Origin of the sequence: Testudinibacter sp. 'clade 2', assembly GCF_006227735.1 — a bacterium.
Classification (GTDB): Bacteria; Pseudomonadota; Gammaproteobacteria; order Enterobacterales; family Pasteurellaceae; genus Chelonobacter.
The window spans coordinates 1-10,958 of sequence record NZ_VDHB01000157.1 but is presented as its reverse complement, the minus strand read 5'-3'; the positions used below and the strand labels follow the sequence as shown (position 1 = coordinate 10,958).

Here is a 10,958-nt window from a genome sequence, read left to right as displayed (position 1 = left end):
AACGAACAGCTTTTAACGCAGTAGTGGCGAAAAAGAGTCATAATCCTACGGATTGTATTTAAAATATAAACAAAGATCAACAGACCCTAATGTGCCCTTACACAATTTTATCAATTCACATTGTCAATAAAGCTAATCCCTTAAAATTGCCTCAACAATATCTTGCACTTCATCAACAATAAACGTTGGCGTGGTTTCAAATTTTCTAATCTTTCTCACTCTAAAATCTACTACACGCACTTGATGAGCAATAACCACACCATTAGTTTTGCAACCGCTGCCCATTAAGGACACCGAAAAGCCATTTTCTCTTGCCGTAGCCGCTTCACCTTGCGAAATAGGACATAGCATCATAAAACCAGTTTGATGAAATGATTTTGAACTCAGCACCAATGCCGGACGAGAACCTTTAATTTCGCCGCCCATACTGGGGTCAAAATCAATTTTAACAATATCACCGCGATCAATTTTCATCATAATTCGATTTCATCCCCAACCGCTTGCATGCTATCCCAATCGCTTAAACTTGGTAACTCGCCTGTTGTCATTGCTAGGCGTTGCTGCAAGGTTAAGCGCACTTGTTTCCCCTTTGCGCCAGTACGTTTAATGTGTAGCACAACTCTGTCTTGCTGAATATTTTCGATTTCAAAAAAATCGCCATTGTCAAGCTGTAAACTCGTAATAAAGTCTTTCGGCAATCGCACCGCTTTGCTATTGCCCCACTGTTTCACTTCTAATCTCATTACCTATCTCCTTTCAACCGCCAATGTATATCCAAAATAATACATAATAACGAGTGTATGGTTTTTATACAGCAAAAGCAATAGGCGCTGTTACTGACTACAAAATATTCCCCAACTCAATAAACTCCGCCTGCGGAAAATGTGTGGTTAAATAGCGCTGCAAATAGGCTTGGGTTTCATTTTCAATAATCGGGTCGGTTTGCGGATAGTGGTTGTAAATCAACGCTTGCAGCGCGATGCCACGCTGTTGGCAGATTGCAAGGCTTAATAAAGTGTGGTTGATGCTGCCCAGTTTGCCGGAAGTGACCAAAATCAATGGATAACCTTGTTGTTGCAAATAATCCAGTGCGGTCAATGCGTTATTCAACGGCACCGCCAACCCACCGGCGCCTTCGATCAAGACCACGTCATACTGCTGCGCTAAAATTTGTGTATCGGCCGTGATTTGCGCCAAGTCGATCTCAGTTTGTGCCAAGCGTGCCGCCAAGTGCGGTGAACAGGGGTAATCAAACACATAGCGGCAAGTGGTGCCATCCAAATCGCATTGTTGCAGCGGCAGGTTTTGCAGCTTGCGGTGGCGTTGAATATCCTCGGCGACGCCTGAACAGCCGGTTTGCACCAATTTTTGCGTGATCACCGACCGCCCTTGTGCCGCAAGCCGATTGGCATAAAATCCGGTGGCAATAGTTTTACCCACATCGGTATCAATGCCTGAAATAAACATGATCTGTTGCTTTTTCATTGATTCTATTTCCGTTTTGCCAACATCAGCAGTGGCGCATAAGTCAACCGCACTTTGCCGTTGACGCTGAACTGCTGTTGATAACGCTGATAAAAATCCGCCAATTTGCCTTTTGTCCACTGCTGTTGATTGGTGGCGGTTACGCCGGTGGCTTGCAAATGGCGCAACACCGCACTGGGCTGCTGAAACCATAATTGGATTGCCTGCTGATCTTGTGCGATCAGCTCAAAGTGCGGTTCTAGCCATGTTTGCCATTGTTGCAGGCTGGGATAATGCAGACCAACGGTGGTCAGCTGCTTAATTTCCACTAAATTTTGTGGCAAAAAGGTGCTGAACAACAGCCAGCCGTTTGGTTTGAGCGCCTGCGTTGCCAGCCGGATAATCCGTTGCGGCTGCTGAAACCACTGCACAGTGGAAGCCGAAGCCAGCAAATCAAATGGCTGATTTAACACCAAAGTGCGCTCAAACTGCTCGGCATCGGCTGCCCATAATTTCACCTCTGCCGTAGCCAGCCGCTGTTTTGCCAGTGCCAGTGCACTTGAATTGAGATCATTCAAACACCACGACCGCACTTGGTAATCTTGCGCCAATAAACGGGTTAAATCGCCACTGCCACAACCAATTTCCAACACCTGCTGAAAGCACGTCTGTTGGCTATAGCGCAATAAATCCGCCAAACGGCGGTTGATTTGTTGTTGTGCTTGTGCGTGTTGGTCGTAACTAGCCAACGCTTTGGCAAAACAGTGGCCGATCCGTTTTTTATCCAATCTCGCTAGCATAGCTCAGACCACGCATTAAACGCCGCCAAGGCAAAGTGCGGTAGCGCAAGCTGTATGATCTCACTGTCGGTTTGCCGCCAATAATTTAACTGATTGGCCGTCGGAAAGATCTGATCCTGCATGCCGACAATCGCTTTTTGCCAGCGAATGGCAGCCGGTTTCGCATGCGCAAATGCCTGATACACCGCCGCCAACTCCTGCGCGATTTCGTCGGTCGGACGTGGCGCAATTGCTTGATATTGCTGTAATAGCTCACGTTTGCCACACATTCGCCGTTCAAATTTAGCACGAGTAAGATCATTAAAGCCGTCTAATGTGCCTTGAAAAATCGCCTGTGGAATGCCGGATTGATCGTCAATCAAACACGGCGTGCCGTTAATTGCCACACTTGTGGCGAACGGCAAATCTGCCACCGTCTGCTCCGCTGCCCACACCCCCATCGACCACGCCACCAAATGCAAAGTGCGGTAGCGGCTGAGATCGGCATTCAGACTTAAATTACGATAATCCCAACACAGCAACAGATCGGTATCGGGCGGTAATTGCCAGTGTTTCACCAACTGCGGCGATGTGCCCCAACCGGCAAAATACAGAATGAGATTCGGGTTATTTTCTGCGCTGATCAGCCATTCGGTCTGCATTATTGTGATCCTTTTAATACATCAAGCAGCTGCGCCACTTCGTCAGCCGTCATATCGGCAGTCAAGGAAAAACGGATCCGCGAGGTGCCACTCGGCACCGTCGGCGGACGAATCGGCAGGCAGTAGAAACCGCACTGTTGCAACCGCTCGGCAGTGGAGAGGGTGCTCGCATTATCGCCCAGAATATACGGCACGATTTGACTGCGGCTTGGTGTCGATTGTAGTGTCGGTTGTGGTGTCAATTGCTGCACGCCGCGTTGTAATTCGCTGCTCAGCTGCTGCAAATGTTGCCGTTGCGTTTGCATTTGTGGCAAGCGTTGCATGAGAAAATAGACCCACTGCACCAGCAATGGTGAAAGTGCGGTCGAGAAGATCAACGGGCGCATTTTGTTGATCAAATAGTCTTTAATCACCTGATCGCACACCACATAAGCTCCCATCGCTGCCAGCGCCTTGCCAAAGGTGCCCACCAGAAAATCAATCTGCCCGATGCAAGCACACTTTTCTGCCAAACCCAGTCCATTTTGCCCGAATACGCCCAGCGCATGCGCCTCATCGACATACAGCATCACATGGCGATAGCGCTGTTTCAACGCCACCAGTTGCCGCAAATCCGCCATGTCGCCGTCCATGCTGAATACGCTTTCGGTGACAATAATAATCCGTTGATAGCTTTTACTGTTTTTCTCTAACAGCTGCTGCAAATGGGCATAATCATTATGGCGATAGCGTTGATAATCGGCAGCCGACAAACGAATGCCGTCGATCAAACTGGCGTGTACCAGCTTATCGGCTAAAATCAACGTTTGTTTATCCGCCAGCGCCGGCAAAATGCCGATATTGGCGTGGTAGCCGCTATTGAACAGCAGGCAGGCTTCACGCTGAAACTGGCTTGCCATCAAGCTTTCCAGTTCGGCATAAATCGGAAAATTGCCGGTCAGCAAGCGTGATGAGGAGGAGGTCAACGCCATTTCGCTGACATCGGTTTGCGCAAAAAATTGTTGCTTTAAGCTGTTATCCGAAGCCAATCCCAAATAATCATTTGAGGAAAAATTGAGCATTTTGCGCCCATCATGCCAAATATGTTTGCCCTGATGGCGAATGTCAGGCAAAGTGCGGTATTGCCCTTGTTGTTGCAGTTGCGCCAATTGCTCGGTATAAAAATTTAACATGCTGGCGGATACTCTTGCTGTAGCGCTTGCAGCACCCCGGCCGTTAAGCGGGAAAGCTGCGACGGCGTGATAATAAACGGTGGCATCAGATAGACCAATTTGCCGAACGGACGCACCCACACGCCCTGTTCGACCAAACGGGCCTGCAAGCTGCGCATATTAACCGCACTTTGCATTTCAATCACACCGATCGCGCCCAATACCCGCACCTCTGCCACGCAATCCCAAGTGGCGGCTAACGCCAATTCCTGCTTTAACTGCGCTTCGATTCTGGCGACATGGCTTTGCCAATCGCTTTCCAATAGCAGACGGATTGACTCGGCAGCAACGGCGCACGCCAACGGATTGGCCATAAAGGTCGGCCCGTGCATAAAGCAGCCCGCTTCGCCACGGCTGATGGTGTCGGCAACCTGATTGCTAGTGATTGTTGCCGACAGGGTTAAATAGCCGCCGGTTAAGGCTTTGCCCAAGCAGAGAATATCCGGCACCACATCAGCGTGCTGCAAGGCAAACAACTTGCCGGTGCGGCCAAAACCAGTGGCGATTTCATCAAAAATCAGCAACACGCCATATTGATCACACAGTTTTTTCGCCGCCACCAAATAGTGCGGCGAATAGAAATACATGCCACCAGCGCCCTGCACAATCGGTTCTAGAATCAATGCTGCAATCTCATGATGGTGCGTTGTCAATAGATCCGCCAATGGCTGAATATCATGTGGATTCCATGCTTGATCAAATCGAGTTTGCGGCTGTGGCAGGAAAAATTGGATCGGCAACCGCTGGCTAAATAGCGAGTGCATACCCGTTACCGGATCACACACCGACATTGCGTGCCAAGTATCACCATGATAACCGGCACGAATCGCAGCAAATTTGCAGCGTGCAGATTTTCCCAGTGAGTGTTGATATTGGATTGCCATTTTCATTGCCACTTCCACCGCCACCGAGCCAGAGTCGGCATAGAAAATTTTTTGCAATTCGGACGGCAGCAAATCCAGCAACAATTGCCCCAAACGTACCGCTGGTTCATGGGTCAGCCCACCGAACATAATATGGCTCATCTGCTGTAGCTGGTCATTCACCGCTTGGTTCAGGCGCGGATGATTATAGCCATGCAGCGCCGCCCACCACGACGACATGCCGTCAATCAGCTTACGTCCGTCTTGCAAGGTGATTTCCACACCTTCGGCTTTTGCCACCGGATACACCGGCAAGGGGTTAAGTGTTGAGGTGTAAGGATGCCATAAATGTTGGCGATCAAACTCTAAAAGTGCGGTTGAATTCATAAGGTTCCATGTGTTGCAAACTCTGTTTGTTTTAAAACCGGGAATATCACGGAAAGGGATAAATTGATACTATCCCTTCTTCATTCCATTGGCTGAACGCAATAGACTTATGCTAATGTGGCGAACGCTTGGCTTAAATCGGCTTTAATATCTTCCACGTTTTCCAATCCGACCGAAAAACGCAACAAACGGTTGCACACACCACGGGCAATGCGCTCCGCTTCGGGAATGTCCATATGGGTTTGGGTTGCCGGATAAGTGATAAAACTTTCGGTACCGCCCAGACTCTCGGCAAAAGTAATCAACTTAATCGCTTTTAAGAACGGATTAACCCAGTTCTCATCTTTCAAGCGGAACGACAGCATACCGCTCTTGCCTGAATATAACACGTCTAAAACTTGATCTTGTTCGGCTAAGAATTTGGCGATTTCTTGTGCGTTTTGCTGATGGCGTTCCATGCGCAAGGCTAAGGTTTTCAAACCACGCACCGCTAAGAATGAGTCGAACGGTGATAATACCGCCCCGGCGCCATTTTGCAGATAAAACAGGCGCTCGCCCAGTTCCTGTCCTTTCGACACAATTAATCCGGCTAAAACATCATTATGACCGGATAAATATTTGGTCGCACTGTGGATCACCAAATCGGCGCCGTGCTCAATCGGACGGAACAGCACCGGCGTTAAGAAGGTGTTATCCACGATGAGTAATAGATTGTGTTTTTTGGCAATCTTGCTAATCGCCGCCACATCGCACTCTTCCATCAGCGGATTGGATGGTGTCTCCACAAAAATCGCTTTGGTGTTCGGTGTGACCGCACTTTCGATGGCGGCTAAATCTGCCGTATTCACATACACCGCCTTAACACTGTTGTTATTTTTATAACTGAAATCGAGCAAACGATAGGTTCCGCCATACACATCGCTGGAGATAATCCACTCGTCAGGTGCAGTAAACAACGACATCAACAACTGAATCGCCGCCATGCCCGACGCACAGGCAAAACCGCGATCGCCGCCTTCTAAACGGGCAATGCCCTCTTCCAGTACGGTACGGGTTGGGTTTTTAGTGCGCGTGTAATCATAGCCGGTCGATTCATTGATACCGCGATGGCCGTATGCGGTGGAAAGATAAATCGGGGCAGAAACCGCGCCGGTTTTCTCATCGGTACGGTTACCTAATTGGGCTAATTCGGTTTCGATAGAATAGGTTGTCATAATCTTGCCTTAACACAGTCTAATTGTAGATAGTTTGTTATTCTGACACAAAGCTACAGGCGATTAAAGTACCGAATATCCTTAACCTCAAATCAAAACCGCACTTTGATTAAATTTCACAAAATCACTCATTTTTTCGGCAATCAGGCAAAAAATTGCAATCAAACATTGACAGTAAATCAGAAGTCAGTAAAATGCCCACCACTGATTAACGATGTGTTATATCATCGTTTAGTGTGCGGGAATAGCTCAGTTGGTAGAGCACAACCTTGCCAAGGTTGGGGTCGCGAGTTCGAGTCTCGTTTCCCGCTCCAAACAAATACTAGAAATAATTACTTAGTTACTAGAGTTAATTACATAGTGGCGTGTTAGCAAAGAGGTTATGCACTGGATTGCAAATCCATGTAGCTCGGTTCGATTCCGGGACACGCCTCCATCAAATCAGTGCCCGAGTGGTGAAATCGGTAGACACAAGGGATTTAAAATCCCTCGGCTTTCGAGCTGTGGCGGTTCAAGTCCGCCCTCGGGCACCATTTAAAAAATGATTTAAAACCAAAAAGATAGCTACTATATGTAGCTTTTTTTATACCTGCGATTTTCCTTCTTCTCTGGTTAAATTCTACTGCCGATGGCTGTTAGAAAAAATGATACGAGCAAAATGATAAAAAATATGTTTAAATTATATAGTTAAGTCTATTTTTTATCACATTGCATATTAATTTATCAATCCGAAGGTGACTTTTTATATGCCTTACATAAGCTCTTTACTCAGTAAAATGAGAGGCAACAAGCAAAACTTACTGCTATCAGCCTTATTTTTATCTATATCGCCGCTGTTATCCGCGCAATCTTATGTGGTTTATGATTTTACCAATAACAAAGTGTTAGAAAGCCGTTCGCCCAATAGTGTGCTTCCAATTGCCTCGGTCACAAAACTGATGACCGCCAATGTGTTTTTAGAAAATAATCGCAATCCTAACTGCACCGCGCGTATCACTAATGAAGACAACGACCACATCAAAGGCACCCGCACCAAACTGCCTAAAAATACACCGATTGCCTGCTCAGAATTATTAAAAGCGATGTTTGTGCATTCAGACAACTATGCTGCCCATGCTTTATCTCGCTCTGCGGGCATGAGTCGAGCTCGATTTATTCAAAAAATGAATGAAAAAGCGCAAGCATTAAAAATGAACTCAACTCGTTTTAGTGATAGTTCAGGCCTATCTAACCGTAATATTTCCAGTGTGATGGACTTGGTGAAGCTTGCTAAATACTCACTACGTAAACCCGAATTAAAAGCGCTCTCCAACACCCGTGCGGCCTATATTCGCGCCAATCGAGCCAACGTATTTATGCAAAACACCAATAAATTAGTGCGCGAGGAGATATTTGATGCTTCTATCAGCAAAACAGGCTATATCCGTGAATCAGGTTATAACTTAGTCTTTATCAATAAATATAGCTGCAATAATAACGCGACCATCGGCGTGATTAGCCTCAATAATAAAAGCTCCGCGGCCCGCTCAAACTTTACCAAAAACAAACTCAAAGCCTACGGTTGCCTCGCACTCAATGATTTGATTATTGATGAGAGTAACGACCAAGATATTGAAGCCTACGATCAACTTGGATTGGATCGGTTGATAGAACAGGTATCAAATTAGTTTTTAGGTTTAACGCCAAGGCGGAAATTCATCCGCCTTTGACTATAAATGAATTTTAAACCCCACAAACTGACAACATCAACCTAACTGCTGAATTTTCTTTACCACGCTGCTGGTTGAGTAGCCGTTTTCAAAATTCAACACCCGCACATCGCCGCCGTTTGCCCACACTTCTTGGCTGCCAGCAATCTCTTCGGGTTTATAATCGCCACCTTTGACTAACAAATCTGGCAGGATCTCGCCGATTAAACGCTGTGGCGTATCCTCTTTGAATTCAACCACCCAATCGACAGAGGACAAACCCGCTAACACTGCCATTCGTGCAGCTAGCGAATTGATCGGTCGACTTTCCCCTTTTAATCGTTTCACCGATTCGTCGGAATTCACCGCCACAATCAGACGATCGCCTAATTTACGCGCATTTTCTAGATAAGAGACATGCCCCGGATGCAAAATATCAAAGCAACCATTGGTCATCACGATTTTCTCCCCACGCTCTTTTGCTTCGGCAACACTGCTTTTTAACTGCACTTCGTCCATAATTCCAAAACCGGTTTCACCACGATGATGAATGGCATTTTCCAGTTCGACTGGCGTAACCGTCGATGTACCAAGCTTGCCGACCACAATACCGGCAGCAATATTTGCCAAATAGCAAGCTTCTTCCAAACTACGTCCATCGGCAATCGCCGTTGCCAGCACACTGATAACCGTATCTCCGGCGCCGGTCACGTCAAACACCTCTTTGGCTTCGGTCGGCAGATGAAACGGCTCAGCATTCGGGCGTAGTAATGTCATACCTTTTTCCGATCGGGTCACTAGCAACGCCTCTAATTGATAATCTGCAATCAGCTGTAACCCTTTTTGTTGAATCGCCTGTTCATCAACACAATGTCCGACTACCGCTTCAAATTCAGATAAATTCGGCGTTAATAACGTTGCGCCGCGATAACGTTCAAAATCAGTACCTTTAGGATCAATTAATACCGGTACGTTAGCTTGTTTCGCTACTTGGATCATCTGTTGCACCGCATTCAGTGTGCCTTTGCCGTAATCCGATAAAACCAACGCACCACTCTGCGCAATGGCATCTTGTAATTTTTGCAACAAAACCGCACTTTCAACATCATGAAAGTTTTCTTCAAAATCCAAACGCAAAAGTTGCTGATGACGGGATAGAATCCGTAATTTAGTGATGGTAGGGTGCGTATTCAGCGCCACAAAATCACAGTTAATCCGTTGTTGTTGCAGCATTTTTTCCAGCGCCAAACCGGCTTCATCCTGCCCGGTTAATCCCAATAATTTTACTTCCACATTCAAACTGGCAATATTCATTGCCACGTTAGCGGCTCCGCCAGCCCGTTCTTCATTGTTTTGTACCCGCACCACCGGCACCGGCGCCTCCGGTGAAATTCGGTTGGTGGCGCCAAACCAATAGCGGTCGAGCATCACATCCCCGAGCACCAAAACTTTCGCTTGTTTAAATTGAGTCGAATATTGTGTCATCATTTGCTCCTGATAAAATTTTTCTGATTTTAGCATAAAAATGTTTATTTATAATTTTTTCCGTTAAACTATAGCAAAGTTAAAATATCAGATGAATACAGGAATGATGGATGGCTAAAGCATCACAAATACCGCACTTTAAAGCCGCTTTTTTGCACCCTAAATATTGGCCGTTCTGGATTGGATTGGCTTTTTTCAGGCTGTTGTTATTGCTGCCTTATCCGATTTTATTAAAAATTGGAACTGGGTTAGGCTGGATTTTTTCTAAATTAAGCATCGGCAAAAAACGAGCGAAAGTTGCTCGTCGCAATCTGGAACTTTGCTTTCCGCAAAAAAGCGAATCGGAACGAGAAGCTATTTTGCAAAAAAACCGCTATTCAGTAGGCATGGGCATTATCGAAACCGGTATGGCATGGTTCTGGTCGGATAAACGAATAAAAAAATGGAGCACTGCCAGTGGCATTCAACATATTAAAAATCATCTCGATGGTGGGATTATTTTAGTCGGGGTACATTTTTTAACCTTAGAACTCGGCGCGCGGATTATCGGCTTGCACCAACCTGGTATCGGCGTTTATCGTCCCAACGACAATCCGGTATTTGATTGGATACAGTACAAAGGACGAATTCGTTCAAATAAAGCGCTGCTCGACCGAAAAGATCTACGAGGTATGATTAGGGCGCTACGCGAGGGAAACATGATTTGGTATGCGCCAGATCATGACTATGGACGCAAAAATTCAGTATTTGTACCTTTTTTTGCGGTTCCCGATGCCGCAACTACCACCGGCTCGTACTATTTACTGAAATCAGTACCGAATGCACATGTTGTGCCTTTCGCACCATTACGCAACAATGACGGCTCCGGCTATCATTTATCTGTATCTGAGCCGACTACTTTCTCAGTATTACCGGATCAAACACAGCTTGCAATACAGATGAACCGACTGGTAGAACAAGAAATATTAAAAGGCGTTGATCAATATATGTGGCTGCATCGTCGCTTTAAAACGCGTCCAAACGAAGATGACCCATCACGCTATTAACGAAAAAAACCGCACTTTAAGTGCGGTTCAGACTGCTGACAAAGGTTAAAATACACGATTAATGTTGTAACAGTAGGGGGCGATTATATATCGCCCCGAACCGCACTTTGCATTTTTCCTTTATTGATTAAGCGCTTATACCACACTTCGCAAACGGGC

General features: G+C 46.3%; 11 protein-coding genes and 3 tRNA genes. 5 read left to right on the top strand and 9 right to left on the bottom strand.

The window, feature by feature from the left end; genetic code table 11:
• Positions 1-132 precede the first annotated feature (132 nt).
• From FHQ30_RS11400 to FHQ30_RS11365, 8 genes are all read right to left on the bottom strand, one after another.
• Positions 133-477, bottom strand: coding sequence for a type II toxin-antitoxin system PemK/MazF family toxin (locus tag FHQ30_RS11400; RefSeq protein ID WP_139611964.1), 345 nt, complete (start codon positions 475-477; stop codon positions 133-135).
• Positions 474-743 (bottom strand): AbrB/MazE/SpoVT family DNA-binding domain-containing protein, encoded by a 270-nt coding sequence (locus FHQ30_RS11395; RefSeq protein WP_139611965.1) that lies wholly within the window; start codon positions 741-743, stop codon positions 474-476. Before FHQ30_RS11395 ends, FHQ30_RS11400 begins: the two co-directional genes overlap by 4 nt.
• A gap of 97 nt (positions 744-840) precedes the next feature.
• Entirely contained in the window at positions 841-1,485 is a 645-nt protein-coding gene (gene bioD / locus FHQ30_RS11390; protein WP_139611966.1) for a dethiobiotin synthase, read from the bottom strand.
• Positions 1,486-1,490: 5 nt separating this feature from the next.
• Complete coding sequence (gene bioC / locus FHQ30_RS11385; RefSeq protein ID WP_139611967.1) at positions 1,491-2,264, bottom strand: malonyl-ACP O-methyltransferase BioC; 774 nt, start codon at positions 2,262-2,264, stop codon at positions 1,491-1,493.
• Complete coding sequence (locus tag FHQ30_RS11380; RefSeq protein ID WP_139611968.1) at positions 2,258-2,905, bottom strand: DUF452 family protein; 648 nt, start codon at positions 2,903-2,905, stop codon at positions 2,258-2,260. Before FHQ30_RS11380 ends, bioC begins: the two co-directional genes overlap by 7 nt.
• On the bottom strand, positions 2,905-4,077 hold the full coding sequence (gene bioF, locus FHQ30_RS11375; RefSeq protein WP_139611969.1) for an 8-amino-7-oxononanoate synthase: 1,173 nt from the start codon (positions 4,075-4,077) through the stop codon (positions 2,905-2,907). Before bioF ends, FHQ30_RS11380 begins: the two co-directional genes overlap by 1 nt.
• Complete coding sequence (gene bioA, locus FHQ30_RS11370; protein WP_139611970.1) at positions 4,071-5,366, bottom strand: adenosylmethionine--8-amino-7-oxononanoate transaminase; 1,296 nt, start codon at positions 5,364-5,366, stop codon at positions 4,071-4,073. The genes bioF and bioA overlap by 7 nt, the downstream gene beginning before the upstream one ends.
• Positions 5,367-5,473: 107 nt before the next feature.
• Positions 5,474-6,580, bottom strand: coding sequence for a methionine biosynthesis PLP-dependent protein (locus FHQ30_RS11365; RefSeq protein ID WP_139611971.1), 1,107 nt, complete (start codon positions 6,578-6,580; stop codon positions 5,474-5,476).
• Positions 6,581-6,818: 238 nt separating this feature from the next.
• Here FHQ30_RS11365 and FHQ30_RS11360 point away from each other — a divergent pair.
• From FHQ30_RS11360 to FHQ30_RS11345, 4 genes are all read left to right on the top strand, one after another.
• Positions 6,819-6,894: transfer RNA gene (locus FHQ30_RS11360), tRNA-Gly, on the top strand.
• A gap of 48 nt (positions 6,895-6,942) precedes the next feature.
• A tRNA-Cys gene (locus FHQ30_RS11355) sits at positions 6,943-7,016 on the top strand.
• Positions 7,017-7,026: 10 nt separating this feature from the next.
• Positions 7,027-7,113, top strand: a tRNA-Leu gene (locus FHQ30_RS11350).
• 243 nt (positions 7,114-7,356) lie between these two features.
• Positions 7,357-8,247 carry a D-alanyl-D-alanine carboxypeptidase family protein gene (locus FHQ30_RS11345; protein WP_139611972.1) on the top strand — a complete coding sequence of 297 codons (891 nt, stop codon included), beginning with the start codon at positions 7,357-7,359 and terminating at the stop codon, positions 8,245-8,247.
• 78 nt (positions 8,248-8,325) lie between these two features.
• Here FHQ30_RS11345 and hldE read toward each other — a convergent pair whose 3' ends face one another.
• Positions 8,326-9,753 carry a bifunctional D-glycero-beta-D-manno-heptose-7-phosphate kinase/D-glycero-beta-D-manno-heptose 1-phosphate adenylyltransferase HldE gene (gene hldE, locus FHQ30_RS11340; RefSeq protein WP_139611973.1) on the bottom strand — a complete coding sequence of 476 codons (1,428 nt, stop codon included), beginning with the start codon at positions 9,751-9,753 and terminating at the stop codon, positions 8,326-8,328.
• A gap of 110 nt (positions 9,754-9,863) precedes the next feature.
• Here hldE and lpxL point away from each other — a divergent pair, with 110 nt between their 5' ends.
• Positions 9,864-10,799, top strand: a complete 936-nt coding sequence (gene lpxL / locus FHQ30_RS11335; RefSeq protein WP_139612350.1) for an LpxL/LpxP family Kdo(2)-lipid IV(A) lauroyl/palmitoleoyl acyltransferase — start codon at positions 9,864-9,866, stop codon at positions 10,797-10,799.
• Positions 10,800-10,958 lie beyond the last annotated feature (159 nt).

Excerpts from the sequence above, each read along its gene's own strand:
- FHQ30_RS11400 (WP_139611964.1), bottom strand. The coding sequence starts at position 477 with ATGATGAAAATTGATCGCGGTGATATTGTTAAAATTGATTTTGACCCC.
- FHQ30_RS11395 (WP_139611965.1), bottom strand. The coding sequence starts at position 743 with ATGAGATTAGAAGTGAAACAGTGGGGCAATAGCAAAGCGGTGCGATTG.
- bioD (WP_139611966.1), bottom strand. The coding sequence starts at position 1,485 with ATGAAAAAGCAACAGATCATGTTTATTTCAGGCATTGATACCGATGTG.
- bioC (WP_139611967.1), bottom strand. The coding sequence starts at position 2,264 with ATGCTAGCGAGATTGGATAAAAAACGGATCGGCCACTGTTTTGCCAAA.
- FHQ30_RS11380 (WP_139611968.1), bottom strand. The coding sequence starts at position 2,905 with ATGCAGACCGAATGGCTGATCAGCGCAGAAAATAACCCGAATCTCATT.
- bioF (WP_139611969.1), bottom strand. The coding sequence starts at position 4,077 with ATGTTAAATTTTTATACCGAGCAATTGGCGCAACTGCAACAACAAGGG.
- bioA (WP_139611970.1), bottom strand. The coding sequence starts at position 5,366 with ATGAATTCAACCGCACTTTTAGAGTTTGATCGCCAACATTTATGGCAT.
- FHQ30_RS11365 (WP_139611971.1), bottom strand. The coding sequence starts at position 6,580 with ATGACAACCTATTCTATCGAAACCGAATTAGCCCAATTAGGTAACCGT.
- FHQ30_RS11345 (WP_139611972.1), top strand. The coding sequence starts at position 7,357 with ATGAGAGGCAACAAGCAAAACTTACTGCTATCAGCCTTATTTTTATCT.
- hldE (WP_139611973.1), bottom strand. The coding sequence starts at position 9,753 with ATGACACAATATTCGACTCAATTTAAACAAGCGAAAGTTTTGGTGCTC.
- lpxL (WP_139612350.1), top strand. The coding sequence starts at position 9,864 with ATGGCTAAAGCATCACAAATACCGCACTTTAAAGCCGCTTTTTTGCAC.